This is a genomic window from Leifsonia sp. NPDC014704, assembly GCF_043083605.1.
In the GTDB taxonomy this organism is placed as follows: Bacteria; Actinomycetota; Actinomycetes; order Actinomycetales; family Microbacteriaceae; genus Leifsonia.
In genome coordinates this window covers 1,073,611-1,100,217 of record NZ_JBIBYW010000002.1, presented here as the reverse complement: position 1 = coordinate 1,100,217, position 26,607 = coordinate 1,073,611, and the positions used below count along the sequence as shown (strand labels likewise).

Sequence of the window (26,607 nt, the reverse complement as noted above, 5' to 3'; positions counted from 1 at the left end):
GTTCAGAGGTCGATGGTGCAGTGGTCGAGGTCGCGGGGGAACGCGGTCAGCGGCGTCGCGCCGTCCTCCGTGACCAGCATGGAGTCGGAGATGCGGTAACCGGCATGCCCGGGAATGTAGACGCCCGGCTCGTTGGAGACGATCATCCCAGCTTCGAGCGGCGTCGGGTCGCCGTCCTCCAGCCACGGCGGCTCGTGCATCCCGAGCCCGATGCCGTGCCCCTGCCGATGGCGGAGGTACTCGCCGAGGCCCGCCTCCCGGATGACGTCGAGGCAGTCGGCGTTCGCCTGGCGGCACTCGCGGCCGGGCCGGATGGCGGAGGCGCCTGTGGCCTGCGCGAACCGGACGGCGTCGTGGTAGCGCCGCTGGTCGGCGGTCGGCGTGCCCAGCACGAAGGTGCGCTCCCCCTCGACGAAGCGGCCGCCGACGGCGCAGCCGAGCGAGAGCATGAAGGTGTCGCCGGGCCGCAGCCGGTACCCGGACGGCAGCCCGTGCGGGTAGGCGGAGTTCGCGCCCGCGTAGACGAGACCGCCCGCGAGCGGCGACACGACGACGACATCGTCGTGCTCGGCGTACATCGTCGAGACGCCGACACCGCCGACGTGCGAGGCCAGCTCCGCCTCGGTCGGCAGCTCGCCGCCGGCCGAGACGCGCTCGCGGATCAGGGCGACGCCGGATTCGAGCATCAGGTCGGTGATGCGCGCCGCTTCGGCGTGCAGGGCGACCTCCTCGGGCAGCTTCACGGAGCGCGCCACGGTGACCAGCGGCGTCGCAACGGCCTCGCCTGCGTCGAGTTCCGCGAACGCGGCCGCCTGTCGCTCCCACATCATCCCGGTCGAGAACCCCACGCGGCCGGCCGGCCCCACCCGGTCTGCGAGCGCGCGGAACGGCGGGAGGACCCCGGGGAACTCGGGATAGGACACCACGTCGGCTCGGGCGGACTGGCGTTCCGCGTTCTCCCGCTCGAGCTCGGGGACGAGGAGGACCGTGCGGCCCTCCGCATCCATCCACACAGCCACCGGACGCTCGCTCGGATGATGGAAGAAGCCGGTCAGGTAGGCGACGTCCTCCGGCGAGTCGGTGAGCAGGGCGTCGAGCCCGTCGGCGACGAGCCGGGAGCGGACGCGGTCCTGGATGCGGTCGAGCGCGTCGGCGGTCAGCCGGGTGCGGAACACGGGTCTCCTTCGGATCAGCGGCGACGCGACTTGGGGTTGCGCGCGTCGTTGTAGGCGATGGACAGCAGCGTCGCCGAGAGCACGAGCAGCAGGATCGCGATGGACGGGAACAGGGTCAGCCACCAGGCGCTCGACATCGCGCCCGACTGCTGCGCCTCGTAGAGGATGCGCCCCCACGACCAGACATTCGGATCGCCCAGCCCGAGGAAGGCGAGGCCGGCGGCGGAGAGCACGGCGCGCGAGGCGGTGACGACGACCGAGACGACGATCACGGGAGTGACCGCCGGGACCACGTGCCGCACGATGATCCACAGCGGGGAGGAGGTCATCAGCCGGGCGGCGTCGACGTACGGCAGGCGCACGACGGTCAGCGCCTGCGAGCGCACCAGCCGCGTGACCTCCGGCCAGGAGAAGGCGGCGACGACGAGGATGATCGTGGTGGTGCTCGGTCCGACCAGCGCGGCGATGAGGATCATCAGCGGCAGCACCGGGAGCGACAGCGTCAGGTCGACGACGACGCTGATGAAGCCGTCGAGCCGCCGGAAGTACGCGCCGGCGACGGCGACGATGGTCCCGACGACGATGGCGATGGCGGAGGCCGCCACCGCGACCAGGATGCTCTGCTGCGACCCCCAGACCACCTCGCCGAACACATCCCGGCCGAGGCTGTCGGTGCCGAACCAGTGGGCACCGCTCGGCGGCGCGAGGACGGGGTCGCCGTAGCTCGGCGGATAGGGGGCGATCAGCGGGGCCGCGATCGCGACGATGGTGAGCAGGATGAGGACGGCGAGCGCCAGCATCCCGAGCGGCTCCCGGCGGAACGCCCGCCAGGTCTGCGCGGCCGCGCGGCCGTTCTCCAGAGCGACCGGCTCGATGCCGACCGCGGCCTCGGTGACTGCTGCCTGGGTCATGCCTTCTTCACTCTCGGGTCGAGGAATCCGTAGACGGTGTCGGTGATCATGTTCGCCACCACGACCGTGATGGCGAGCATCAGGAACGCGCCCTGCAGCACCGGGAAGTCGAGCTGCGTGACCGCCTCGTAGATCCCTCGGCCGATGCCCGGGTAGGCGAACACGGTCTCGGTGAGGACGGCGCCGCCGACGAGGAAGCCCAGCTGGAGCCCGATCAGCGTCGTGGTCGGGAGCAACGCGTTCCGCAGCGCGTGCTTCCACAGCACCCGGCGGTACGGGAGGCCGTTGGCCCGAGCCAGGGTCGTGTAGTCCTCCCCCAGCGCGTCGATCAGGGTCGAGCGCATGGTCAGCACGTACGAGCCGAGCTGCACCAGCATGAGCGACACCGCCGGCAGGATGAGATGGCTGGCCACCGAGCCGTACCAAGCCAACCCGTAGGCGTCCTGGTCGTACGCTCCGCCGATCGGCAGCCAGTGCAGCATCAGCCCGAACACGAACAGCAGCAGGACGCCGATGCTCGGGACGAAGATGGACTGGCCGGTGACGCCGACGATCTGCACGACCTTGTCGAGGAAACGGCCGCGGTGGGAGGCCGCCAGCACCCCGAGCGGGATGCCGACGGCCACCGTGAGCACCAGAGCGGTGCCGGTGAGCAGCAGCGTCCACGGGAGTCGCTGCATCAGCACGTCGAGCACAGGAATCGACTGCGTGAACGAGACCCCCAGGTTTCCCTGGACGAGCTGCCACAGATAGATGCCGTACTGCACGATCAGCGGCTGATCGAGCCCGTACTGCTGGAGCAGGGCCGCCCGCGTGTCCTCGGTCATGTTCGGGCTGGCGACCGCCAGCGCCGGGTCTCCGGGCAGCAGGCGCAGCAGGAGGAACGTCACGGTCACGGCGAACCAGATCGTGAGCACACCCCTCCCGAGCCTCGGGAGCAGGAACAGGAACCGGGACACGCGGGTCGGCCTCGCTTTCGGCTACTTGCCGGTCGGGTGCGCGCTGGCGACCGAGACCGGGTTGACGATGGACAGGAGCTCGCTGGGCTTCGAGACGAACCCGGTCCACTTCGAGCTGGACGCGAAGTACAGGTTCTGCGTGTACATGATGTTGTCGTACACGTTGTCCCGCACGATCTTCGCGGCCTCCCGCATCAGCTTCACCTTCTCCTTCTTGTCGGTGGTCGCGGCGCCCTGGGCGATCAGGTCGTTGAGCTTCGCGTCGTCGACGTAGGTGTAGTTGATGGCGCCTCCGGGGAGGTAGGCGAGCGTCATGTTCGTCACCGGGTCGTCCATGATGGCGAAGTTGCCGGCGTAGATGTCGAAGTCGCCCTTGTTGGTCATCGCGAGGTAGGTGTTCCGCTCGGTGCCCTGGAGCTCGATCGGGATGCCCGCCTTCGCCGCGCTGTCCTTGACGAGGGTCGCCCACTGCGAGGTGACGCTGTCCTGGAGGGAGTAGATCAGCCGGAACTTGACGGGGAACATCCCGTCGGAGCCGGCCGTGTATCCCGCCTTCTCCATCAGCGACCGCGCCTCATCCGTGTCGAACGAGTACTCCTTGATGGACTTGTCGTAGTAGTCCTTCAGCACCGGCATCAGCGGGCTCGACCCGGTCGACACGGCCTGACCCTGCAGCACGACCTTGCGGATCGCGTCGTAGTCGACCGCGTGGGCGAGCGCCTGACGCACCTCGAGCTTCGCGAGCACCGGGTTCTTCATGTTGTAGGTCATGTGGGCGTAGCCCAGCCCGACCGCCTCGGTGACCGTGATGCCGCTCGTCGACTTCAGCTTCGCGACCTGCGCCGGGGGCAGCGCGTTGGCGATCGCATCCACTTCACCGCTCTGCAGCGCGAGGATCTCGGTGTTGATGTCCGGGAAGACCCGGTACACGACCTTGGCGGAGAGCGGCGTGCCGCCCTCGACCAGCGGGTAGTCGTCGACGCGGTCGAGCGTGTAGCTCTGCCCCACCTGCACCGCCGACAGCTTGTACGGTCCGGCGCTGACCCAGCCGCCGTCCTTGCCGTCGTTCGGGAACGTGGCGACGGAGTCGGCCTTCTCGAAGACGTGCTTCGGGACGATGTTGCCCCAGAAGCCGATCTCGTCGACGATCGACGAATCCGGCTTGGTCAGGGTGAACTCGACGCGCGTCTTCGACACCGCCTTCGCCGTGTCGAGGTTGGCGAGCTGGCCGTAGAAGGTGCCGGATGGCTTGTCCTTCTTCACCGCGTTCATCGTCCACGCGACGTCCTCCGCGGTGAGCGGCTGGCCGTCGCTCCACTTCATGTCGTCGCGGATCTCGTAGTACCCGGTGGTGTCGTTCACGTAGCCCCACTTGGTGGCGAGCTGCGGCTTCTTCGAGCCGTCGTTCGCGATCTCCAGCAGGTGCGGATACATGAGGTTGGTGATCCAGTAATCGCTGCGGCTGTTGCCGACGAGCGGGTTGTAGTTGACGACATCGGTCGTCGTGGCGATCGTGAGCGTCGCCGAGCCGGCCGTGGCGGAGCTCGCCGCGGGCGGCGCGCTCGGCGCGCACGCACTGAGTGCCAGGGCCGCGACGGCGAGTGTTGCCGCCGCGACCGCGATCTTCCGTGGGCGCATCAGACCCACACCTCCTTCAGGACCCGAAGAGTGTTGCCACCCACGACGGCGCGGATCTCGTCGTCGGAGTAGTCGTGCTTCACCAGCCAGCCGATGATGTTGTAGAACTCCTCGGCCGGGTTCTCGAGGCCGTCCACGTACTCGACCTTCTCGTAGTCGACCGTCCCGTGCGCCTGCCCGAGGGACAGGTTGGATGAGAAGGCGTCGTGCAGGCCGACGTGGTCGCCGAACAGCGTGTCCGGTCCGAAGCTGACGTGCTCCAGACCGACGAGGTCGACGCAGTACTGGAAGTGGTCCATGACCGATTCCAGCGAGTGACGCGGGTGCTGGGGCGAGAGCGTCGTGTGCGGAGCGGCCTCGATACCGATGACACCGCCGCGCTTCGCGCACTCGATGATCGTCTCGTCCGTCTTCATGCGGTTCGTCGGCCACAGGCCGCGCGCTCCGGCGTGGGTGATGAAGACCGGCTTGGTGGAGGCCTTGATCGCATCCACCGCCGTCCGGTCGCCCGAGTGCGAGACGTCGATCGCGATGCCCAGCTTGTTCATCCGCTCGACGGCGCGTTCGCCGAAGTACGTCAGCCCGCCGTCGCCGCGCTCCTTGAGCCCGGAGCCCAGGTAGTTCGCCTCCGAGTACGCGATGCCCGTCTGGCGCACCCCGAAGCCGTACAGCACGTCGAGCCGGTCGACCTCGTTCTCGATCGGGGTCGCCGCTTCGAGGGCGAAGATGTGGGCGATGCGCCCGGTCTCGGCGGCGTACTCGATGTCCTTGATCGTCTCGCCCTTGATGACGAAATCCTGGTGGGCCAGGTCGGCCATGCGGACGCCGAGGTCGAAGAGCACGTCCTGGTACTTCCAGCCGGCGTCGCTCGAGATGCAGCAGGTGCCGTCCATCCCGTTGTCGAAGACCGCCGTGATGCCGGAGCGCGAGAGGCCCTCGTAGCCGGTTGGTTCGCGGCCCTGGCGGATGTGGTCGCGGAGCTGGGTCATGTCTTCGGGGAAGACCTGCACGTGGTCGTGCAGGGAGATGACCGTCGACTCGGAGAGGAGGCGCGTCGTGCGCTCCGCCTGGTCGTCGCTGAGGTCGAGGCCGGCGTACTCGGGCACCCGGTTGATCTGCTTGGCGTAGCGGAACTCGCGGTAGTCCTTGCCGGCCTCCAGGTAGTCGTATGCGGTGTAGCCCGTGTAGCGCGGGGCGGGGTCGAGCACGCTGTCTCCTTCGTCCTGGTGAGGTTGAGGCCGCTGCGCAATCAGGCGCAACAGCAGCCAATCTCGCGGATATCCGGCAGCTGTGTCAACATTGATTTGAAAATTCGGCAGGGATGTTTCCTGATTGAAACATTCCGGAAACGACTCACATGCGAGGATGTCGACGTGGACACATCGAACGCGCACAGCACCGACGTGCTGCAGGTACGCAATCTCTCCGTGGCCTTCACCGGCGGCGGACCGGACATCCCCGCGGTTCGCGAGGTCGACCTCCGCGTCGGCCGGGGCGAGTTCGTCGCGCTCCTCGGCGAGTCCGGTTCGGGCAAGTCGGTCACCGCGCGGGCCATCATGGGCCTCGGCGAGGAGAACACCCGGGTCACCGCCGACGTGCTGCGCCTGGGCGACGTCGACCTGCTGTCCGTGAGCGAGGAGGCGCGCAGGCGGCTCCGCGGCGAGCGCATCTCGCTCGTCCTGCAGGACGCCCTCTCGGCGCTCAACCCGGTGATGACGATCGGCGACCAGATCGGCGAGCTCTTCCGCGTACACCGCGGCGCCGGCCGGAAGGAGGCGCGCGCCCGCGCGGCCGAACTCCTCGCGCTGGTCGGCATCCCCGCCCCGGAGCGCCGGGTCGACGACTACCCGCACCAGTTCTCCGGTGGCATGCGTCAGCGCATCCTGATCGCCATGGCCATCGCCCTGGAGCCGGAACTCCTCATCGCGGACGAGCCGACGACCGCGCTCGACGTCACCGTGCAGGCGCAGATCCTCGACCTGCTTGGCTCGCTGCGCGACCGGCTCGGGATGGGCGTGCTCCTGATCACGCACGACCTGGGCGTCGTCATGGAGGTCGCCGACCGGGTGGCCGTCATGTACGCCGGCCGGATCGTGGAGTCGGGAGACGCCGACACGGTGTTCGCCCGCCCGGCCCACCCGTACACGGAGGCTCTCCTGCGGTCGGTTCCGCAGGCGGCACAGCGCGGGTCGGACCTGCTCACCATCCCCGGGTCGCCGCCGAGTCCGGCGCGCGTCCCGTCCGGCTGCTCGTTCCATCCCCGCTGCCACCTGGCCGTCGAGGCCTGCCGCAGCGTCCGTCCCCCGCTCGAAGAGGTCGCCCCCGGTCGGCGGGCGGCCTGTATCCGATCCGAGGAGCTCATCGGTGAACTCGTCCCCTGATACCCGCACCGTCGTCGACTCCCGCGCCGGCGAACCGACCGCCCCGGAAACCGAGGTCGTCCTCAGCGCGCACGGCCTCGTCCGCCGTTTCGCGACCGGCTCCGCGTTGCGGTCGGCGACCGTCTCGGCGGTCGACGGCATCTCGCTCGACCTGCACGCCGGCGAGATCCTCGGCATCGTCGGGGAGTCGGGATGCGGCAAGTCGACTCTCGCGCGCATGCTCGTCGGCCTCGAACGTCCCGACGAGGGCACGCTCGCGTACCGCGGCACCGACGTGGGCCGCGGCCGCCGGCGCGACCGCAAGCACCTCCGCGAGGGGGTGCAGATGATCTTCCAGGACCCGTACGCCTCCCTCGACCCGCGCATGACGGTGCTCGACATCGTCACCGAGCCGATCGCCGCGGCCCACGCGATGAACCGGTCCGCTCGGCGCGCGAGGGCGGTGGAGCTGCTGGAGCTGGTCGGACTCGGCGAGGACATGCTCACGCGCTTCCCGCACCAGTTCTCCGGCGGCCAGCGTCAGCGCATCGGCATCGCCCGCGCTCTGGCGCTCGACCCGGACGTCCTGGTCTGCGACGAACCGGTCTCCGCCCTCGACGTGTCGGTGCAGGCGCAGGTCATCAACCTGCTGGGCGACATCCGCCGCCGCCTCGGGGTGTCGATCGTGTTCATCGCTCACGATCTCTCCGTCGTCCGGCACATCGCCGACCGCGTGGCCGTCATGTACCTGGGCCGGATCGCGGAGCTCGGCGACACCGACGTGCTCTACGAGAGCCCGTCGCATCCCTACACCCAGGCGCTGCTGTCGGCGACGCCGACCGCCACCCGCGAGGGCCGGGGCCGCCTGGCGCAGAGGCGCATCCTCGCCGGGGAGCCGCCGTCGCCGGTGGATCCGCCGTCGGGCTGCCGCTTCAACCCGCGCTGCTGGATGGCGACCGACGAGTGCCGCACGGTGGTCCCGCCGCTCCGCCCGCTCGACGGTCCCGGCATCCCGCTGCGCGAGGTGTCGTGCCACCACGCCGAGGAGGCGGTCGGCCTCCCGGTCGCCTGACGCCTGGCGCCTCCGTCCCCTTCCCCCATGCGCGAAACGGAGGATTCCAGGCCCACCGCGGCCAGAACCTCCTCCGATTCCGGCTTCGTGACGGCGCGCCGCGCCGATTCTCCTCCCTTTCCGCCCACCCGCTCGGCCTCTTGGACAGGGAGGAGGTTCCCGCCGCCGCGCCGATGAATCACCGGAAACGGAGGATGTTTCGACGCCGGCGGCCCGATCCACCTCCGTTCCGGACGACCGACCGCCGAACGTCCACGCGCCCCCATCGGTACGATGACCGCATGACGACCTCCTCCCCCGCGTGGGGCATCCTCGGAACGGGCGGCATTGCGGCCGCCATGACCCGCGACCTGCAGCTCGACGGCCACACCGTCGCCGCGGTCGGCTCCCGCACCCCAGAGTCCGCCGCCCGATTCGCCGCCGCGCACGCCGTGCCCCGGTCCCACGGCAGCTACGAGGAGCTCGTCGCCGATCCGGACGTCGACGTCGTCTACATCGCCACGCCGCATCCGCAGCACGCCCCCAACGCCCTGCTCGCCCTCGCGGCCGGCAAGCACGTGCTCGTCGAGAAGCCGTTCACGATGAACCAGGCCGAGGCGCAGCAGATCGCCGACGCCGCCCGCGCCGGCGGGCTCGTCGCACTTGAGGCGATGTGGACGCGGTGGCTGCCGCACATGGAACGCCTGCAGGAGATCATCAGCGACGGGACCCTCGGCGAGCTGCGCTCGGTCGTCGCCCACCACTCCCAGCTCACGAACCCCGACCCGGCCGGCCGGATGCTGAATCCCGCCCTCGGCGGCGGCGCGCTGCTCGACCTCGGCATCTACCCCGTGTCGTTCGCCTGGGATGTGCTGGGCGCTCCGAACGAGGTGCTCGCTCTGTCCACACCGACCGCGACCGGCGTCGACCGCCAGACGTCCATCCTGCTCGGCTACGAGAGCGGTGCGCAGGCGGCTCTCACCACCGAACTGGACGCCGCCGGCGACAACAGTGCCACCATCGTCGGGACGGACGCGCGGGTCGAGCTCGCCGCGACCTTCTACGCGCCGACCTCCTTCCGGGTCGTCGACCCCACGGGCCACGTCATCGAGACCTACGAGTCGCGTATCGACGGGCGCGGGATGCAGTACCAGGCACGAGCGATCGAGCGCCTGATCGCGGCGGGCGGAGGAGAGGATGTGCGCCTGCCGCTCTCGCAGTCCGTCGCGATCATGGGCACGCTCGACGCCATCCGGGAGCGCATCGGCCTCGTCTACCGCTGAGCAGCACGCGAACCGGCCGCCGCTCTTCCCCGTTCCGAGCGCCCGCGTTAGAGTGCGGCGAGGAGCGCACGGCGATCCGCGGCCCGGGGCCGCTGGCCCGGCGGGAAGGAGCGTCATCGATGACCGATCTCACGGGGAGGCGCGCGCTGGTCACCGGCGGCGCCAGCGGCATCGGCCTCGCGTGCGCCGAGGCGTTCGCGGCCGCCGGGGCCCGGGTGACGATCGCCGACCTGAACGGCGACGCGGCGCGTGAGGTCGCGGAGCGGCTCGGCGGCGACGCCTGGGAGGTCGACCTGTCGAAGACCGGCGAGCTGGCCGACGCGGCGGTGGACGTCGACATCCTCGTGAACAACGCCGGCATCCAGCACGTCCGCCCCATCCCCGAGTTCGAGCCGGAGACGTTCGCCCTGATGCTGCGGATCATGGTGGAGGCGCCGTTCCTCCTCATCCGCGCGGCGCTGCCCGGAATGTACGAGCGGGGATTCGGCCGGATCGTCAACATCTCCAGCGTCCACGGCCTGCGGGCGTCCGAGTTCAAGTCGGCCTACGTCACCGCCAAGCACGCCCTGGAGGGGCTCTCCAAGACGACCGCGCTCGAGGGCGGGGCGCACGGCGTCACCTCCAACTGCATCAATCCCGGCTACGTCCGCACCCCGCTCGTCGAGAAGCAGATCGCCGACCAGGCGCGTCTTCACGGCATCCCGGAGGACGAGGTGGTCGAGAAGGTGATGCTGACCGAGGCGTCTATCAAGCGCCTGGTGGAGCCGGCCGAGGTGGCGAGCCTGGCGCTCTGGCTCGCCGGTGACGACGCCGGCATGGTCACCGGCGCCAGCTACACGATGGACGGCGGGTGGAGCGCCCGGTGACGACCGCAACGGAGTACGCGCCGTTCGCGGTTCCGGTCGACGGCGGCGACCTCGCCGGTGGTGTGTGGCATCCGGACGCCGAGGGGATGCCGATCCTCGCCATCCACGGCATCACGGCCAGCCACCGTGCCTGGCTGCTCGCCGCGGACGCGCTGCCGAACCGCCGGCTGATCGCGCCGGACCTGCGCGGGCGCGGCCGCAGCTCCGGGCTCCCCGGTCCCTTCGAGCTCACGCAGCACGCCGACGATCTGGCCAGAGCACTGGATGCGCTCGCGGTCGACCGGGTCGTCATCGCCGGTCACTCCATGGGCGGCTTCGTCGCGGTCCGCTTCGCCGAACGCCACCCGGATCGGGTCGAGCGGTTGGTGCTGATCGACGGCGGCCTGCCCGTCCCCGCACCCGAGGGCGTCCCACCCGAGGACCTCCCGGCCGTGATCCTCGGCCCGGCGCTCGAGCGCCTGCGGATGCGGTTCGCGTCGCCGGAGGAGTACGAGGCGTTCTGGCGGCGGCATCCCGCGATCGGTCCGTGGTGGAACGCCGCGATCGCCGACTACGTCGCGTACGACCTGATCGGCGATGCGCCGGAGCTGCGGTCGAGCGCCGACCCCGACGCCGTGTCCGTGAACGCGCTCGAGCTCGACGGGTCGGCCGGCTACGCCGAGGCGCTGGCCGCCCTCCGCCTTCCGATCGACGTCGTGCGCGCGCCGCGCGGCCTCCTCGACGGACCGCCCCTCTACGACCCCGCCGTCGTCGCCGAGTGGCGGGAGCGGCTGCCCGCGATGCGCATCCACGAGGCGGACGACGTCAACCACTACACGATCCTCATGACCGATGCCGGCCTGCGGCAGGTCCTCCCCGTCCTCGACCCGAAGGAGACACCCCAATGAGTGGAACGCTGCTGCCCGGCATCGACGCCCGCGCCGTCCGCACCTCTCGCTACACCGCCAACGTGCTGGAGCGCCCGGCCGCGGGCGACCCGCTCCGCACCGTGCTGTTCGTCCACGGAAACGTCTCGTCGTCACTGTTCTGGCAGCCGCTCATGCTGTCGCTGCCGGAGGGCCTGCGCGCGCTCGCGGTCGACCTCCGCGGGTTCGGCGACAGCGAGACCCTCCCGGTGGATGCGACCCGCGGTGTCCGCGACTTCTCCGACGACGTCGCGGCCGTCGCGGATGAGCTCGGTCTCGGCGCCGTGCACGTGGTCGGCTGGAGTCTCGGCGGCGGTGTGGTCATGCAGCTGCTGCTCGATCGGCCGGACCTCGTCGCGAGCCTGACCCTGGTCTCCCCTGTCTCTCCGTACGGCTTCGGCGGCACAGCCGCCGACGGGAGCCTGCTCAACCCCGACGCGTCGGGCACGGGAGGCGGCGGCGCGAACCCGGACTTCGTGGCGCGCCTGGCCGCCGGGGACACCGGCGAGGAATCGCCGACGTCGCCGCGCGCGGTCTACCGCTCCTCCTACGTCGCGCCCGGGTTCGTCTCCGAGTACGAGGATCTCTGGGTGGAGTCGATGCTCTCCACGGCGACCGGCCCCGACAATTACCCCGGCGACGCGAGCGCGTCCGAGCACTGGCCGGGCTTCGCGCCGGGCACGCGCGGCATCCTCAACACCCTGGCGCCGACGTACTTCGACACCTCGGGCATCGTGGATGCGCCGGCCAAGCCGCCCCTCCTGTGGATCCACGGCGCGGTCGACGCGATCGTCGGCGATGCGTCCTTCTTCGACCTCAACCAGCTGGGCGCCGCCGGCGTGATCCCCGGATGGCCGGGCGACCAAGTGGCGCCGCCCCAGCCGATGCTCGTGCAGACCCGGGCGGTGCTCGACCGCTACGCCGCGGCCGGCGGCACCACGCGCGAGGTCGTGTTCGAGGACTGCGGCCACTCCGCCCACATCGAGAAGCCGGACGAGTTCCGCGCGGAGCTGCTCGCCTGGATCGGCTGAGCGCTCACGACTCGGCGGCGGCACCAGGGGCCGCTGCGGCGTCGAGCGCGCCGCGGCGGAGGCCGAGAAGTCCCTCGACCGCGTGAGCCAGGACCGGCCCGCGCTCGCCGCCCGCGCCCCAGCGAACGAGGGCCTGCGCGTTGAGTCCGTCGATCATTCCGAGCAGTTGCCACGCGGCCTGCGCCGGATCTTCTGTGCGGAAGACCCCGGCTGCGACACCGCGCTCGACGACGTCGAGGAGGAGCGCCTGCCACGCATCCATCTGGTCGCGCACCGCGGCGGCGAGCGCCTCGTTCCGTCGGCCGAGCGCCCAGGCTTCGACCCAGACGAGGGTGACATCGTCGCGGGTGCCGTCGAGCAGCGTCCGCAGCAGCGCGGCGAGACGGGCCGTCGGGTCGTCTTCACGATCGAGGAGGGCACGCACCTCCTCCAGTTCGGCGGCGACGACCGCGGTGAAGGCGGAGGCGACCAGCTCATCCATCACCGGGTGGTAGTGCGCAACCAGGGCGGGAGCGACCCCGGCGCGACCGGCGACGCCGCGCATGGTCACCGCGGTGAGCCCGTCGGTGAGCGCGAGGTCGCGAGCGGCGGCCGAGAGTTCGGCGCGACGTTCCGCAGGCGGGCGACGGGGTGCTCTTGACATGGTCCGCCCAGTATAGGTACGGTCGCTTCAGATATTGATCATTCGATCAACAATCGTCGTCGACCGCGGAGGACACCCATGACCTGGCGCATGCCCGCAGAGACCGCACCGCACGAGCGCACCTGGATGGCCTTCCCGCGCGCCGGCCTGACCCTCGGCGACGACGTCGCATCAGCCGAGGAGGCCTACGCGTCGTGGACCGCCGTCGCCCACGCGATCGCCGAGTACGAGCCGATCACGATGGTCGTCGACCCCACCGAGCGCGACCGCGCCCGCCGCATGCTCGGCAGCCACGTCGAACAGGTCGAAGCCCCGCTCGACGAGTTCTGGATGCGCGACTTCGGCCCCACCTTCGTGGTCGACGACGAGCGGCCGGGTGTGCTCGGGGCCGTCGACTGGACGTTCAACGGCTGGGGCGACCCGGAGTGGGCGGAGTGGCACAAGTCGGCCGAGATCGCCCGCTTGGTCGCCGAGCGCACCGGCGCCGAGCTGATCAGCTCGCTCCTGGTCAACGAGGGCGGCGGCATCCACGTCGACGGCGAAGGCACCGTGCTGCTGACCGAGACCGTGCAGCTCGACCCGCGGCGCAACCGCTACGCGGACAAGGAGCGTGTGGAGGCCGAGCTCGCCCGCACGATCGGCGCGACCCACGCCGTGTGGCTGCCGCGCGGACTCACCCGCGACTACGACGACTTCGGGACCAACGGCCACGTCGACATCGTCGCCACCATCCCCTCCCCAGGCCGACTGCTGCTGCACACGCAGCGCGACCCCGAGCACCCCGACCACCTGGTGTCACGCGAGCTGCGCGCTCTCCTCGAGGGAACGACGGATGCGGCCGGACGCAGCTGGGACATCATCGACCTGCCCGCCCCCGCCACCCTCCGGGACGAGGAGGGCTTCGTCGACTGGAGCTACGTCAACCACCTCGTCGTCAACGACGGCATCGTGGCGTGCGGTTTCGGCGAGGAGCGCGCCGACGCGGAAGCCACCGAGATCCTCGAGGCCGCGTACCCCGGCCGGCGGGTGACGATGGTCGACTCGCGCCCGATCTTCCAGCGCGGCGGCGGCATCCACTGCATCACCCAGCAGCAGCCCGCGGTGGCCGCGGAGCCGCAGGACGCCCGATGACCTTCGACGTCGTCGAGACGCCCATCGCCGAGCTGCGGCGAGCGCTGGAGGCCGGCGAGACCACGAGCGAGGAGCTGGTCACCGCGTACCTCGCCCGGATCGACGCGTACGACGCGGCCGGCCCGCGGCTCAACGCGGTGGTGGTCCGCAACCCGGACGCGCTCACAGAGGCGCGTAACTCCGACGCCCGGCGGTCGCGCGGCCAGACTCTCGGGCCGCTCGACGGCATCCCGTACACCGCGAAGGACAGCTACCTCGCGCGCGGGCTCACCGCAGCGGCCGGTTCCCCGGCGTTCGAGCACCTGGTCGCCCAGCGCGACGCGTTCACGATCGAGCGCCTGCGCGCCGGGGGCGCCATCCTCCTCGGCCTCACCAACATGCCGCCGATGGCGAACGGCGGGATGCAGCGCGGCGTCTACGGTCGCGCCGAGTCCCCGTACAACGGCGACTACCTCACCGCTGCGTTCGGGTCGGGGTCGTCGAACGGCTCCGGCACGGCCACGGCCGCGAGCTTCGCGGCATTCGGCCTCGGTGAGGAGACCTGGTCGTCGGGCCGCGCCCCCGCATCCAACAACGCCCTCTGCGCCTACACGCCGTCGCGCGGCGTGATCTCCGTGCGCGGCAACTGGCCTCTGGTGCCGACGATGGATGTGGTGGTGCCGCACACGCGCACCGTAGCCGACCTGCTCGAGGTTCTCGACGTGATCGTGGCCGACGACCCCGAGACCCGCGGCGACTTCTGGCGGGCGCAGCCGTGGGTCTCGATCCCGCGGGCGTCGGAGCTGCGGCCCGCGTCGTATCCCGACCTCGCCGGCAGCGCGAGCCTGGCCGGGCGACGGTTCGGGGTGCCGCGGATGTACATCAACGCCGACCCGGAGACGGGCACGGGCGAGGGCGGACCGAGCGGTCACGGCGGCATCGGCGGCGCCACCGGACAGCCGATCGAGACACGCGCGTCGGTGATCGCGCTGTGGGAGCGCGCCCGACGCGACCTGGAGGCGGCCGGAGCGACGGTCGTCGAGGTCGACTTCCCGGTGGTCAGCAACTACGAGGGCGATCGAAGAGGCGCACCCTCCATCGCCACGCGGGGCCTGGTCAGCGCCGAGTTCCTGCGGCGCGAGATCGTCGACCTGTCGGCGTGGGCGTGGGACGACTTCCTCGCCGCGAACGGCGACCCGGCCCTGCGGGCGCTCGCCGACGTCGATGGCGAGCGCATCTTCCCCCACCCGGAGGGCGCCCTGCCGGACCGCTACGACGGGTTCGAGGACGACATCGCCGACTACCCGGCCTGGGTGCGCGCGCATCCCGGCACGACGCTCGCGGACATCCCCGAGCTGGCCGACGGCGTGCGCGGACTCGAGGAGACCCGGCGCGTCGACCTGGAGGAGTGGATGGACGGGCTCGGTCTCGACGCCGTCGTCTTCCCGGCCGTGGCGGACGTCGGGCCGGCCGACATGGACGTGAACCCGGCCTCCGCCGACCTGGGCTGGCGCAACGGCGTCTGGGTCGCGAACGGCAACCTCGTGCCGCGGCACCTCGGCATCCCGACCGTGACCGTACCGATGGGCACGATGAGCGACATCGGGATGCCGGTCGGCCTCACCTTCGCCGGCCGCGCGTACGACGACGCCCGGCTGCTCGCGCTGGCGTCTGCGTTCGAGGCGACCGGCGAGCGGCGCACCGAGCCGCCGCGCACTCCCCGCCTCGGGTAGCACGCATCACAGGCTCCGGGGTCCGTCGCACGGTGGATGCGGATGGGCCTCGCGGGGGACGCGCCCGTCCGCGCCACGCGGCGAGGCTGGGAGCATGTACTCCTCGAAGTCCCGACTGTTCGGGGCCGCCCTGTCGGTGGCGGCCGCATCCATCGTCCTCAGTGCCGCACTCGCGGGCTGCACCTCTGCGCCGACCGGTTCCCTCGCCCAGCCGGCGAGTGCGGGCGGATCGGTGCTCGGCAGCGGCGGCCTCACCGATGACGACGGGTACATCGCGGACGGCTCCTCGCTGCCTCTCGACAGCGACCTTCCCGCGGTCACCCGGCTCGACCCGGCGCTGCGGTCTGCGCTCGAGGAGGCACAGTCCGCGATGGAGGCCGAGGGCAGCGGCTCCGCCATCACCATCGCCGACGGCTGGCGTTCCGAGCGCTACCAGGAGCACCTGTTCGCGCAGGCGGTGAAGCAGTACGGCAGCGAGGAGGAGGCGGAGAAGTGGGTGAAGCGCGGCAGCGACTCCGCCCACGTCCGCGGCGAGGCCGTCGACATCGCCGACGCGGGCGCGATGGACTACCTCAACCGCTTCGGCGCCGAGTGGGGCCTGTGCCAGGTCTACGCGAACGAGGCCTGGCACTTCGAGCTGCGCACCGCCCCCGGCGGCACCTGCCCGCCGCAGTCGCCCGACGGCCGCGGCTGAGGCCCCGGCCGCGGCTGAGCGCGGTGCCTCAGCGGGCGATGCCGACGGCGGCGCGCTCGGTGTCCGCCCGGCCCAGGCTCGCCAGCATCGCCGCCGCGAGATCCGCCCGGGACACCGTCATGCCGCGAGGGACGGAACCGCCGATGCGCGTTCGATACCGACCCGTCGCGGGCCCGTTCGTGAGCATCGGCGGCCGGAATGCCGTCCACACGCTGTCCGAGGCAGCGAGCTCGGCCTCCATCTCGCGCAGGTCGTCGTACACCGGCCGCAGCACGCGACCGATGAGGGGCAGGGCAACGCGTCGGCTGATGAAGCTGTCGTCCGCGGGCGGAGGTGCGACCGGCGCTGCGCTGATGACGACGATGCGGCCGGGGTGGGCGGCGAGGATCGCCCGCGTGGCGGGCGCTACGACGGGCGCATCCGCGCGGGATCGCGGGCCGATCGCGGAGAGCACGGCGTCCGACCCGGCGATCGCGTCCCGGACGGCGGCCGTATCGGAGAGGTCGGGGACGATGACCGGGGTGACTCGCGGGTCGATCTCGGCCGGGCGGCGGAGGACGACCGCGACCTCGTCGCCTCGATCCAGCGCTCGCCGGACGAGCTGGCTGCCGGTGCGCCCGCTGGCGCCGAACACGGTGAGCTTCATGTAGGCATGGTAGATGATAATCACACTACCGTGCAATCACCCGTTGGTACGATCGAGGGATGTCGTCCTCCGAGACCCCGCGGCCCGAGGCTGTGCCCGCGCTCGAGACCCGGGCCAGCTTCCTCGTGTCGCAACTCGGTTTGCAGAGCGCCCAGCGCTTCACCGCGGCTCTCGCCCCGCTCGGCATCACCCCGAACCGGTTCGGGGTGCTCGTGCATCTGGCCCGTCAGGAGGGCCGCACGCAGCAGGAGCTCGCCACCGCCCTCGGCCTGCACCGCAATTCCATGGTCGGGATGATCGACGACCTGGAGGAGCGCGGCCTGGTCGAGCGTCGCCGCCACCCGGACGACCGCCGCGCGTACGCCATCCACCTCACTCCCGCGGCGCGCGCCGTGCTCGAGGCCGGCGATCGCCTGGCCGACGAGCAGGAGGAGGCGATGCTCGCGCCCCTCGACGCGGGAGAACGCGCAGCGCTCGTCGCGACCCTCACCCGCCTCGTCGCCGCGGCTGGCTACCGGGCCGGTGTGCACCCGGGTCTCGACGGCCGCCACTGACGTTCCCCGACGGGCCCCGGCCGATAAGCTGGTTGCCGTGTCCAAGGTTCTGAGCAGTCTGCCCGTCGGTGAACGAGTCGGCATCGCGTTCTCGGGAGGTCTCGACACCTCCTGCGCGGTCGCCTGGATGCGCGAGAAAGGCGCCGTGCCCTGCACGTACACCGCGGACATCGGCCAGTACGACGAGCCCGACATCGACGCGGTCCCCGGCCGCGCGAAGGAGTACGGCGCGGAGATCGCCCGGCTCGTCGACGCCAAGCGCGCGCTCGTCGAGGAAGGCCTCATCGCCCTGCAGTGCGGCGCCTTCCACATCCGCTCGGCCGGCAAGACCTATTTCAACACCACACCGCTCGGCCGCGCGGTGACCGGCGTCATGCTGGTGCGCGCGATGATGGAGGACGGCGTCGAGATCTGGGGCGACGGCTCCACCTACAAGGGCAACGACATCGAGCGGTTCTACCGCTACGGCCTCATCGCCAACCCGCGCCTGCGCATTTACAAGCCGTGGCTCGACTCCGCGTTCGTGGAGGAGCTCGGCGGCCGCACCGAGATGAGCGAGTGGCTCGTCGCCCGCGGCTTCCCGTACCGCGATCCGAGCGAGAAGGCCTACTCGACCGACGCGAACATCTGGGGCGCCACCCACGAGGCGAAGCGCCTGGAGGAGCTGGATGCCGGGCTCGACATCGTCGACCCGATCATGGGCGTCGCGGCCTGGCGCGACGACGTCGACGTCATCCCCGAGACCGTGTCCGTCCGCTTCGAAGCGGGCCGCCCGGTGGCGATCAACGGCGTCGAGTTCGACGACCCGGTGGCCCTGGTGCTCGAGGCGAACGCCATCGGCGGCCGCCACGGCCTGGGCGCGTCCGACCAGATCGAGAACCGCATCATCGAGGCCAAGAGCCGCGGCATCTACGAGGCGCCGGGCATGGCCCTGCTCCACATCGTGTACGAGCGGCTGCTCAACGCCATCCACAACGAGGACACGGTTGCGAACTACCACAACGAGGGCCGCCGCCTCGGCCGCCTCATGTACGAGGGCCGCTGGCTCGACCCGCAGTCGCTGATGCTGCGCGAGTCGCTGCAGCGCTGGGTCGGCTCCGCCATCACCGGCGAGGTCACCGTGCGCCTGCGCCGCGGCGACGATTACACGATCCTCGACACGACCGGCCCGGGCCTCAGCTACCACCCGGAGAAGCTGTCGATGGAGCGCGTCGGCAACTCGGCGTTCGGCCCCGGCGACCGTATCGGCCAGCTGACCATGCGCAACCTCGACATCGCCGATTCCCGTTCGCGGCTCGAGCAGTACGCCGCCGCCGGGCTCATCGGCGGTCCGACCGGCGCTCTGGTCGGCGAGCTGGAGGAGGGCCGCGCGCGGTCGATCCTCGAGGGCGTCGAGCCCGTGAATGAGGAGCTCTCGCGCGAGATCGACCTCAGCTCCGAGGGCGCCGCGTTCGACTCCGGTACCGACTGAGGCGAACACCCGAGCGCATCGGGCCGGGCCGCGCTTCCCCGGCCGGCCCGAGACATCCGTACGATGAGGGTATGGATGCGCACGCGGCGGAGGCGGAGGAGCACCGCCCCGAGAACTGGCCGCTCGGCCGGCTGCTCGGTGCCGCCTCCCGCGCCGTGGAGCGCGCCTGGGCGGACGCCCTGGAGGAGCGCGGGCTCACCCATGCCGGGCTGATCGTGCTGCACCTGCTCGAACTCGGCTTCGACTCCCAATCCGATCTCGCGCGGATGGCGCACGTCGAGCCGCAGACCATGTCGCGCACGGTCGACCGCCTGGAGCGCGAGGGCCTGGTGACCCGGGCCCCCGACCCGGGCGACCGGCGCCGCCACGTCCTCGCCATCACGGAGGCCGGCCGATCGGCGTTCGAGGGCGTCCGCGGCCTGGAGGACGAGGTCTTCCCGGCGGTCGACGACCCGGCGGCGTTCCGCGCGGCCCTGCTGCAGATCGTCACCGCGCGGTCGTGAGCGGCAATCACGTCGTCGCGGTGCTCGTGCTGGAGGGCGCGAAGCCACTCGACGTCGGCATCCCGGCCCAGGTGTTCTCCAACCGGCCGAGCATGCCGTACGAGGTGCGTGTGTGCGGTCCGGCGCCGGGTCTGATCACCGGCGGCGATGGCCTTTCGTATCACGTGGCGGAGGGCCTCGAGGCGCTGGAGCGCGCCGACACCGTGTTCGTGCCCGGCTACCGCACGCCGGCGACGACCGATCCGCCCGCCGCCGTGGTGGATGCGCTGCTCGCCGCCCACGAGCGCGGCGCCCGCCTCGCGGCGATCTCCACCGGGGCCTTCGCCCTGGCGGCGACCGGCCTGCTCGACGGCAGGCGCGCGACGACGCACTGGCACTACACGCGCCAGCTGGCGAAGCGGTATCCGCTGGTGCGAGTGGATGAGAACGTGCTCTTCGTCGACGAGGGCGACATCCTCACCTCGGCCGGCGCGGCCTCCGGCATCGACCTGTGCCTCCACCTGGTGAGGCGCGACCACGGCGTTGGCCTCTCGAATAGGGTCGCCCGCCGCCTCGTCGCGGCGCCCTACCGCAGCGGCGGGCAGGCGCAGTTCGTCCCGCGCAGCGTTCCTGAGCCTCTCGGCGACCTGTTCGCCGAGACCCGGGAGTGGGCGCTCGCGCACCTCGCCGAGCCGCTGACGCTCGAGAGCCTCGCGCGCAACGCCCGCGTTTCCGCCCGCACCTTCTCGCGGCGGTTCGTGGAGGACACCGGCTACACCCCGATGCAGTGGGTCCTCCGCGCCCGCGTCGACCTGGCGCGGGAGCTGCTGGAGCGCTCCGATCTGGGCGTCGACCAGATCGCGGCGCAGGTGGGCCTCGGCACGGCGGCGAACCTCCGCATGCACTTCCAGCGCATCCTCGGAACCTCGCCGACGGAGTACCGCCGTACGTTCTCGGCCTGAGCGGGCTCGTGCCGCAGACTCGCGGCGTGGCGAGATTCTTGCGCATGATGGCAATCACTCTGGCGTGATGCTTGCGCCCACTGTCTTCCAAGCCACTTTCGCCGTGCCCGCCGACACCGGAGCATGGATGCGGTCCCACGAAAGGAACAGCATGACCCGCATCGCCATCAACGGTTTCGGCCGCATCGGCCGCAACACCCTCCGCGCCCTCCTCAAGCGCGACTCGGACCTCGAGGTCGTCGCCATCAACGATCTGACGGCGCCCGCCACCCTAGCCCACCTCCTGAAGTACGACAGCTCCCTCGGCCGCCTGGGCCGTACCGTCGAGGTCGACGGGGACGCTCTCGTCGTCGACGGCCGCCGCATCCGCGTGCTAGCCGAGCGCGAGCCCGCCGACCTCCCGTGGGGCGAGCTCGGCGTGGATGTCGTGCTCGAGTCCACCGGACGCTTCACCTCCGCCGAGGCCGCCCGGGCACACCTCACCGCCGGCGCGAAGCGCGTGCTGGTCAGCGCGCCGTCCGACGGCGCCGACGTGACACTGGCCTACGGCGTGAACACCGACGCGTTCGACCCCGCGCAGCACGTCATCGTGTCCAACGCTTCCTGCACCACGAACGCGCTCGCCCCGCTCGCGGCCGTCCTGGACGACCTCGCCGGCATCGAGCACGGCTTCATGACCACCGTTCACGCCTACACGCAGGAGCAGAACCTGCAGGACGGCCCGCACCGCGACCTCCGTCGTGCCCGCGCCGCCGGAGTGAACATCGTTCCCACCACGACCGGCGCCGCGAAGGCGATCGGTCTCGTGCTCCCGCAGCTCGACGGCAAGCTGTCGGGCGACTCCATCCGCGTGCCCGTCCCGGTCGGCTCCATCGTCGAGCTGAACACGACCGTCGAGCGCGACGTCACGCGCGACGAGGTGCTGGCCGCCTATCGTGCGGCCGCCGACGGACCACTGCGCGGCATCCTCGACTACGCCGACGAGCCCCTCGTGTCCAGCGACATCACCGGCCAGCCGGCGTCGTCGATCTTCGACGCGGCCCTCACCCGCGTCGACGGACGGCACGTCAAGGTCGTCGCCTGGTACGACAACGAGTGGGGGTTCTCCAACCGCGTGGTCGACACGCTGGAGCTGCTCGCCCGAGCCTGAGTCACGGGGTGGAGGTGCCGCCGGTCACTCGGAGCGCGGCACCTTCACCGTCAGGCTCGACGGGTCGACCCAGGTGCGGAGCGCGGACGCGCGGCCGAACAGGTCGCCGTCGAGGTCCACCTCCTGCGGGCGGCTGAGCCGCATCACGAACTCGCGGCCCTTGAGGTAGTTCATCGCACGCACCTCCTTGTCGGCGCCCATCAGCCGCCGACCGACGGTGGTGCGCCGGAGGACGCCGTTCTCCCAGAAGATCTTGACGGCGATCTGCACCCAGCCGACGAACCCCTCCGGTCGCAGCACGACGATGTCGAACTCCCCGTCATCCACGGCTGCCTCGGGAAGCAGCAGGATGTTCGCGGGCAGCGACCCGCAGTTTCCGATCAGGACGGTGTGGGCGCGCACGGAGCGCACCCCCTTGTCGTCGAGCCGGTAACGCAGGCGGAGCTCGTTCTTGTCGCGCAGCACCGTGCCGATCGCCTTGACGTAGGCGAGCCAGCCGTGGCGCGCCTTGAGGTCGTCGTCGGTGGCGGCGATCATCTGGGCGTCGATCCCGACGCCGGCCATCACCAGGTAGGAGTGCTTGCGCTTCGGCCCGCTCCCGTCACGCAGCTCGATCACACCGACATCGATGGACCGGTCGTCCCCGTCGAACGCCGAGTCGAGGGCGTGGCCCACGTCGTCGAGCGTGAGGTTCAGGTTCCGCGCGAGCAGGTTGCCGGTGCCGGAGGGCAGCAGTGCCAGCGGCACTCCGGTGCCCTGGAGCTTCTCGGCGACCGTGCGGACCGTTCCGTCACCGCCGGCAGCGATCACGACATCCACGTTGCGCTCGAGCGCCTGCTCGGTCTGCCCGGCGCCCGGGTCGTCCTCGGTGGTCTCGATCCAGAGCGTCTCCGCCCAGCCGTGCCGTTCTTCGGCGGCTCGGAGCGCCTCGCGCAGGGCGGGTGCATCCACCTTCACCGGGTTCACGACGATCGCGGCGGTCCTCGTTTGCTCGGGCATTCCCCGACAGTACCGGCGGATCGCCGATGGCGGAAGCGGTACGGAGGGTCAGCCCTTGCCCTTGCCGCCGGTCTTTCCCGGGCCACCGCCCGGTGTGTCCTTGCCCGGCCCCCTGTCCTTGCCCGGACCCTTGTCGTCAGCCGGACCCGGTGCCGGAACAGTCGGAGCCGGATCCTCGCTCGGAGACGTGACGACCGGCTCGGTCGGTTCGGTCGTCTCCGTCGTCGTCGCGGGGGCCACCGTCGTGGGCGGCGCCGTCACGCTGGGCGTCGGCCGTGGTGTGGTGACCCCTTCCGGCTGTGCGGCGGGCGCCATCATCGTGCCGAGCGCGAGTGCCGACGCGGTCACCACGACGGCGGCCGCAGCCACACCGCCCACGAGGAGACCGCGGTGGCGCCGGTCCTGCGAGCGCGCACGCCTCCCACGCGTCGACGCCGGGAGGATGCGCGTCGGCGCGGCGTCGTCCGCTTCCGCGTCGACAGTCGCCGACGCTGCCGCACCTGCTGCCACTCCCGCTGCCGCCCCGACGACGGCGACCGTCGCCACCGTCGGCTCGTCCGGTCGCCACCCGGCCAGCTGCGGCGCGAGTTCCCGTGCCATCACCGCGACCTCCCAGGCGGTGGGCCGGATCGACGGCTCCCGCGCGGTCATTGCGCCGAGCAGTCCGCGCCAGTCCTCCGGCAGCGACGAGGGGATGCGCGGGTCGCGCGCCGAGCGGGCGGCCACCGCCTCCACGGGCGTGCCGGGGAACTCTCGGACGCCGGTCAGCGCCTCCAGCACGACGAGGCCGAGTGAGTAGATGTCCGCCGCCGGTCCCGGCTCGCCACCGAAGATCTGCTCCGGACTCAGGTACCCCGCGGTGCCGATCACCGTGCCGACCGTCGTGATGCGCTCCGAGCCGATCAGGTGCGCGATGCCGAAGTCGGCGAGCTTCACAACCGGCCGTCCGCCGGGAACACGGGCGTCGGCGAGCAGGATGTTGCCCGGCTTCAGGTCGCGATGGACCATCCCCGCCTCGTGGACGACGACGAGCGCCTCCGCGATCCCGACCGCGATCTCGACCACCTCGTCCGGGGGAAGCGGTCCGTGTTCGAGCCGCGAGCGGAGGTCCTCTCCGTCGACGAGTTCCATCACCAGAAAGCTCGGGGTCGCGTCCCCGTCCGCCGCCAGGTGCGCATCGTGAAGCGCCACCAGATGCGGATGACTCAGCCGCGCCAGCATCGTCGCCTCGGTGCGCCGCCGCGCATCGTCGACGGCCGCGCCGGAGGTGAAGACCTTCACGGCGACCTCGCGGTCCAGGCGCCGATCGTGCGCGCGGAAGACCGTCGCCATACCGCCGCGACCGAGCCGGTCCTCCAGCTCGTAGCGGTCGAGAAGTACTCGTTCGTCCACTGCGCGAGCATACGCGCAGGATCCCAGGCCGTGAATCCGCCGACAGTCGGGTCCACCCCCGTTGCGCGGTCGCGCAGGGAGGGCATGACTGGACAAGGTGAAGCACGAACCGGAGACGCCGCGGCCGGACACGGCCGTGCTCGAGGCGTTGCAGGTCTACCGTGCGGCCGAGGCGGCGATGCGACGCCGCACCGGGGCGGCCATGGGGATCGGCGAGAACGACCTGCTCGCCCTCCGGCTCATCCTCGACAACACGTCCGCGGGTCGCCCGACCTTCGCGAAAGATGTGAGCGCGTATCTCGGCGTCTCGAGCGCATCCACCACCCTCCTCATCGACCGGCTGGTGCGTGGAGGCTTCGTCGAGCGACGACAGAGCACGGTCGACAAGCGGTCCGTCGAGCTCGTCCCGACACTCGCCGCACAGGGAGACACGGGCCCGATGCTGGCGGCGGCGCAGGAGCAGATCGCCGCGGCGACCGCGGAGCTCAGCCCCGACGAAGCCGAGACCGTCACGCGCTTCCTTACCAAGATGCGGCAGACCGTGGACCGCATCGCCGCCGAGCGCGCCGCCGCTAGGCCGAAACGAACCTGAAGTCAAGGGGATTGCTAGGCAATTGAAGTAGTTGTTGTGTGGAGCGCGTCAAGGAAAGGACACTTCTCCATGAACATCCTGCTCATCATCATCGCCATCATCGCGATCATCCTGCTGCTCACCGGAGGGTTCGTGCAGTCTCTGAACTTCCTCCTCTGGGTGGGAATCATCCTGCTCGTCCTGGCTGTGATCGTCTGGCTCGTGCGACTGCTCACCGGGAGCCGACGGGTCTAGGCCCGGAGGTTACCGGATGAGCCTCGGCGCTGGCATCTTCCTGGTCGTGGTGGGCGCGATCCTCGCGTTCGCGCTCAACGTCCAGGTGGCCTGGATCGATCTCCACCTGGTGGGCTACATCCTGATGTTCGCCGGCGTCATCGGCATCATCATCGGGATCGTGCTGCTCACTCGGCGTCGCACCTCCGTCGCCACCACCCGCACGGCCGTCGATCCTGCGACGGGCGAGCGCGTGACGCGCCGGACGGGCGAGTCGGACGATATCGTCTGACACCCTCCCTTCTGGAAACGTGGAAGACCCCGTGCCACCCGGCACGGGGTCTTCTTCGCGCGGTGGAGCGGGCTCACTCCATCGAGTCGAGGATGCCCACCAGGTTGTCGAACGTGGTCAGCGGGTTCAGGATGGCGAAACGGGTGTTCGGCCGGCCCGCGTGCGAACTCGGCGTGACGAACGCGCGCTGCTCCTCGAGCAGCCGAGCGGACCACATCGCGTAGTCCTCCTTGGTCCACCCCTCGCGCTCGAACACGACCACCGAGAGCTGCGGCCGGCGCACAAGGCGGAAGCCGTCGCGCCGCTCGATCTCCTCGGCCACGCGCTCGGCCAGCCGGATGGATGCGGTCACCGCGTCGCGGTAGGCGCCGGCTCCGTGCGATGCCAGCGAGAACCAGAACGGCAGCCCGCGGGCCCGGCGGGTGAGGTGCGCTGCGTAGTCGGAGGGACTCCACTCCGTCGTCTCGGTCAGCGTGTCGAGGTACTCGGCGTGCTGGGTGTGCGCGCGTCGCCCGGCCTCCGGGTCGCGGTAGATCAGCGCGCAGGCGTCGAACGGCGCGAACAGCCACTTGTGCGGGTCGACGATCACCGAGTCCGCGTTCTCGACGCCGTCGAATCGGTCGCGGGCCAGCGGCGACAGCATCCCCGCGAGTCCATAGGCGCCGTCGACGTGCAGCCAGAACGAGAAGTCCGACTTCAGCGCGGCGATGGATGCGATGTCGTCGACGATGCCGAAGTTCGTGGAGCCGCCGGTGGCGACGACCGCGAACACCGCGTCGCCGTACTCCTCGAGCGCCGGGCGCACCGCGTCGCCGCTGAGCACACCGCTCTCCCCCGGTGAGACGGCGACGACGTCCACATCCATCACCCGGGCCGCGGACGAGACCGACGAGTGCGCCTCGGAGCTGCAGACGATCACCCAGCGGCCGGCCGGGTTGCCGCGCTCGGTGCGGGCCGCATCCCGCGCCGCCACCAGGGCGGAGAGGTTGCCGAGGGTCCCGCCCTGCACGAAGACGCCGCCGGCGGTCGCGGGCAGCCCGAACTCGGCCGCCAGCCACGCCAGCACCTGGTTCTCCGCGTACACCGCGCCGGATCCCTCCAGCCATGAGCCGCCGTAGACGGCGCTGGCCGAGACGACGAGGTCGAACGCGGTGGCGGCTTTCGTCGGGGCCGTCGGGATGAACGACAGGTAGCTCGGGTGGTCGGTGGTGATGCATGCGGGGGCGAGGACATGCTCGAAGAGGGCGAGCGCGCGCTCGGCCCCGATGCCGTTCTCGGAGACGGTCTGCCCGGCCAGGCGGCGCAGCTCGTACTCCGGCAGCGGCTTGTCGAGCGGGGTGTCCTCGCTGAGGATGCGCCGGCGCGAGTAGTCGAGCACCAGGTCGACCAGTTCACGGGTCTCCGGCGTCACCGCGTGCATGCGGTCGTGGGGCTGAGCGGGCTGCTGAGTCATGGAACCTCCGATCGACATGCTTTCACAAAGAACCCGCATGAA

At 71.1% G+C, this 26,607-nt stretch carries 27 protein-coding genes; 17 read left to right on the top strand and 10 right to left on the bottom strand.

The window, feature by feature from the left end; translation table 11 throughout:
• Positions 1–2 precede the first annotated feature (2 nt).
• From ACF1AJ_RS16815 to ACF1AJ_RS16795, 5 genes are read right to left on the bottom strand one after another with little or no spacing between them, the layout of a single operon-like run.
• Positions 3–1,175: a M24 family metallopeptidase gene (locus tag ACF1AJ_RS16815; RefSeq protein WP_391508384.1), complete on the bottom strand. Its 1,173-nt coding sequence runs from the start codon at positions 1,173–1,175 to the stop codon at positions 3–5.
• A gap of 14 nt (positions 1,176–1,189) precedes the next feature.
• Positions 1,190–2,086, bottom strand: coding sequence for an ABC transporter permease (locus tag ACF1AJ_RS16810; RefSeq protein WP_018192259.1), 897 nt, complete (start codon positions 2,084–2,086; stop codon positions 1,190–1,192).
• Positions 2,083–3,045, bottom strand: a complete 963-nt coding sequence (locus ACF1AJ_RS16805) for an ABC transporter permease (protein ID WP_089877920.1) — start codon at positions 3,043–3,045, stop codon at positions 2,083–2,085. Before ACF1AJ_RS16805 ends, ACF1AJ_RS16810 begins: the two co-directional genes overlap by 4 nt.
• Before the next feature lie 21 nt (positions 3,046–3,066).
• Positions 3,067–4,683, bottom strand: a complete 1,617-nt coding sequence (locus ACF1AJ_RS16800) for an ABC transporter substrate-binding protein (protein ID WP_391508383.1) — start codon at positions 4,681–4,683, stop codon at positions 3,067–3,069.
• Entirely contained in the window at positions 4,683–5,891 is a 1,209-nt protein-coding gene (locus tag ACF1AJ_RS16795) for a dipeptidase (RefSeq protein WP_391508382.1), read from the bottom strand. Before ACF1AJ_RS16795 ends, ACF1AJ_RS16800 begins: the two co-directional genes overlap by 1 nt.
• Before the next feature lie 165 nt (positions 5,892–6,056).
• On the opposite strand from ACF1AJ_RS16795, the gene ACF1AJ_RS16790 reads away from it, so the two are divergent.
• The 6 genes from ACF1AJ_RS16790 to ACF1AJ_RS16765 all read left to right on the top strand — a co-directional run bounded on the left by ACF1AJ_RS16790 (position 6,057) and on the right by ACF1AJ_RS16765 (position 12,179).
• Positions 6,057–7,064: an ABC transporter ATP-binding protein gene (locus ACF1AJ_RS16790; protein ID WP_354477142.1), complete on the top strand. Its 1,008-nt coding sequence runs from the start codon at positions 6,057–6,059 to the stop codon at positions 7,062–7,064.
• Positions 7,048–8,115 carry an ABC transporter ATP-binding protein gene (locus ACF1AJ_RS16785; protein WP_391508381.1) on the top strand — a complete coding sequence of 356 codons (1,068 nt, stop codon included), beginning with the start codon at positions 7,048–7,050 and terminating at the stop codon, positions 8,113–8,115. The genes ACF1AJ_RS16790 and ACF1AJ_RS16785 overlap by 17 nt, the downstream gene beginning before the upstream one ends.
• A gap of 281 nt (positions 8,116–8,396) precedes the next feature.
• The gene (locus ACF1AJ_RS16780) at positions 8,397–9,377 is read left to right on the top strand and encodes a Gfo/Idh/MocA family protein (RefSeq protein ID WP_391508380.1); all 981 of its coding nucleotides are present in this window, start codon (positions 8,397–8,399) and stop codon (positions 9,375–9,377) included.
• A 119-nt stretch (positions 9,378–9,496) separates the two neighbouring features.
• Positions 9,497–10,243 carry a 3-hydroxybutyrate dehydrogenase gene (locus ACF1AJ_RS16775; protein WP_391508379.1) on the top strand — a complete coding sequence of 249 codons (747 nt, stop codon included), beginning with the start codon at positions 9,497–9,499 and terminating at the stop codon, positions 10,241–10,243.
• Positions 10,240–11,130: an alpha/beta hydrolase gene (locus tag ACF1AJ_RS16770; protein WP_391508378.1), complete on the top strand. Its 891-nt coding sequence runs from the start codon at positions 10,240–10,242 to the stop codon at positions 11,128–11,130. The genes ACF1AJ_RS16775 and ACF1AJ_RS16770 overlap by 4 nt, the downstream gene beginning before the upstream one ends.
• The gene (locus ACF1AJ_RS16765; protein WP_391508377.1) at positions 11,127–12,179 is read left to right on the top strand and encodes an alpha/beta hydrolase; all 1,053 of its coding nucleotides are present in this window, start codon (positions 11,127–11,129) and stop codon (positions 12,177–12,179) included. The genes ACF1AJ_RS16770 and ACF1AJ_RS16765 overlap by 4 nt, the downstream gene beginning before the upstream one ends.
• A gap of 4 nt (positions 12,180–12,183) precedes the next feature.
• Here ACF1AJ_RS16765 and ACF1AJ_RS16760 read toward each other — a convergent pair whose 3' ends face one another.
• The gene (locus ACF1AJ_RS16760) at positions 12,184–12,822 is read right to left on the bottom strand and encodes a TetR/AcrR family transcriptional regulator (RefSeq protein ID WP_391508376.1); all 639 of its coding nucleotides are present in this window, start codon (positions 12,820–12,822) and stop codon (positions 12,184–12,186) included.
• Positions 12,823–12,900: 78 nt separating this feature from the next.
• Here ACF1AJ_RS16760 and ACF1AJ_RS16755 point away from each other — a divergent pair, with 78 nt between their 5' ends.
• From ACF1AJ_RS16755 to ACF1AJ_RS16745, 3 genes are all read left to right on the top strand, one after another.
• On the top strand, positions 12,901–13,953 hold the full coding sequence (locus ACF1AJ_RS16755) for an agmatine/peptidylarginine deiminase (protein WP_391508375.1): 1,053 nt from the start codon (positions 12,901–12,903) through the stop codon (positions 13,951–13,953).
• On the top strand, positions 13,950–15,665 hold the full coding sequence (locus ACF1AJ_RS16750) for an amidase (RefSeq protein ID WP_391508374.1): 1,716 nt from the start codon (positions 13,950–13,952) through the stop codon (positions 15,663–15,665). The genes ACF1AJ_RS16755 and ACF1AJ_RS16750 overlap by 4 nt, the downstream gene beginning before the upstream one ends.
• A gap of 94 nt (positions 15,666–15,759) precedes the next feature.
• Entirely contained in the window at positions 15,760–16,359 is a 600-nt protein-coding gene (locus tag ACF1AJ_RS16745; protein ID WP_391508373.1) for a M15 family metallopeptidase, read from the top strand.
• A 28-nt stretch (positions 16,360–16,387) separates the two neighbouring features.
• On the opposite strand, the gene ACF1AJ_RS16740 is transcribed toward ACF1AJ_RS16745, so the two are convergent.
• The gene (locus ACF1AJ_RS16740) at positions 16,388–17,005 is read right to left on the bottom strand and encodes an NAD(P)-dependent oxidoreductase (protein ID WP_391508372.1); all 618 of its coding nucleotides are present in this window, start codon (positions 17,003–17,005) and stop codon (positions 16,388–16,390) included.
• Between the two features lie 59 nt (positions 17,006–17,064).
• Between ACF1AJ_RS16740 and ACF1AJ_RS16735 the strand changes: the two genes are divergently transcribed.
• The 5 genes from ACF1AJ_RS16735 to gap all read left to right on the top strand — a co-directional run bounded on the left by ACF1AJ_RS16735 (position 17,065) and on the right by gap (position 21,624).
• Complete coding sequence (locus ACF1AJ_RS16735; protein WP_391508371.1) at positions 17,065–17,559, top strand: MarR family winged helix-turn-helix transcriptional regulator; 495 nt, start codon at positions 17,065–17,067, stop codon at positions 17,557–17,559.
• A gap of 37 nt (positions 17,560–17,596) precedes the next feature.
• Complete coding sequence (argG, locus tag ACF1AJ_RS16730) at positions 17,597–19,030, top strand: argininosuccinate synthase (RefSeq protein WP_391508370.1); 1,434 nt, start codon at positions 17,597–17,599, stop codon at positions 19,028–19,030.
• A 71-nt stretch (positions 19,031–19,101) separates the two neighbouring features.
• Positions 19,102–19,533: a MarR family winged helix-turn-helix transcriptional regulator gene (locus ACF1AJ_RS16725; RefSeq protein ID WP_391508369.1), complete on the top strand. Its 432-nt coding sequence runs from the start codon at positions 19,102–19,104 to the stop codon at positions 19,531–19,533.
• Positions 19,530–20,474 (top strand): GlxA family transcriptional regulator, encoded by a 945-nt coding sequence (locus tag ACF1AJ_RS16720; RefSeq protein WP_391508368.1) that lies wholly within the window; start codon positions 19,530–19,532, stop codon positions 20,472–20,474. Before ACF1AJ_RS16725 ends, ACF1AJ_RS16720 begins: the two co-directional genes overlap by 4 nt.
• A gap of 151 nt (positions 20,475–20,625) precedes the next feature.
• Positions 20,626–21,624, top strand: coding sequence for a type I glyceraldehyde-3-phosphate dehydrogenase (gap, locus tag ACF1AJ_RS16715; RefSeq protein WP_391508367.1), 999 nt, complete (start codon positions 20,626–20,628; stop codon positions 21,622–21,624).
• 24 nt (positions 21,625–21,648) lie between these two features.
• Here the strand turns inward: gap and ACF1AJ_RS16710 are convergent, their stop codons facing one another.
• Both ACF1AJ_RS16710 and ACF1AJ_RS16705 read right to left on the bottom strand, forming a co-directional pair.
• Positions 21,649–22,623 carry a diacylglycerol/lipid kinase family protein gene (locus ACF1AJ_RS16710; RefSeq protein ID WP_391508366.1) on the bottom strand — a complete coding sequence of 325 codons (975 nt, stop codon included), beginning with the start codon at positions 22,621–22,623 and terminating at the stop codon, positions 21,649–21,651.
• Positions 22,624–22,671: 48 nt separating this feature from the next.
• Entirely contained in the window at positions 22,672–24,015 is a 1,344-nt protein-coding gene (locus ACF1AJ_RS16705; protein WP_391508365.1) for a serine/threonine-protein kinase, read from the bottom strand.
• A 97-nt stretch (positions 24,016–24,112) separates the two neighbouring features.
• Between ACF1AJ_RS16705 and ACF1AJ_RS16700 the strand changes: the two genes are divergently transcribed.
• The 3 genes from ACF1AJ_RS16700 (at position 24,113) to ACF1AJ_RS16690 (ending at position 25,112) form a co-directional block, all read left to right on the top strand.
• The gene (locus ACF1AJ_RS16700; protein WP_309854177.1) at positions 24,113–24,607 is read left to right on the top strand and encodes a MarR family transcriptional regulator; all 495 of its coding nucleotides are present in this window, start codon (positions 24,113–24,115) and stop codon (positions 24,605–24,607) included.
• 69 nt (positions 24,608–24,676) lie between these two features.
• Positions 24,677–24,841 (top strand): hypothetical protein, encoded by a 165-nt coding sequence (locus ACF1AJ_RS16695; protein WP_167552371.1) that lies wholly within the window; start codon positions 24,677–24,679, stop codon positions 24,839–24,841.
• Between the two features lie 16 nt (positions 24,842–24,857).
• Complete coding sequence (locus ACF1AJ_RS16690; RefSeq protein WP_391508364.1) at positions 24,858–25,112, top strand: DUF6458 family protein; 255 nt, start codon at positions 24,858–24,860, stop codon at positions 25,110–25,112.
• A 73-nt stretch (positions 25,113–25,185) separates the two neighbouring features.
• Here the strand turns inward: ACF1AJ_RS16690 and ACF1AJ_RS16685 are convergent, their stop codons facing one another.
• A complete protein-coding gene (locus ACF1AJ_RS16685) occupies positions 25,186–26,583 on the bottom strand; it encodes a pyridoxal phosphate-dependent decarboxylase family protein (RefSeq protein WP_391508363.1) in 1,398 nt (465 codons plus the stop codon).
• Between the last annotated feature and the right edge of the window lie 24 nt (positions 26,584–26,607).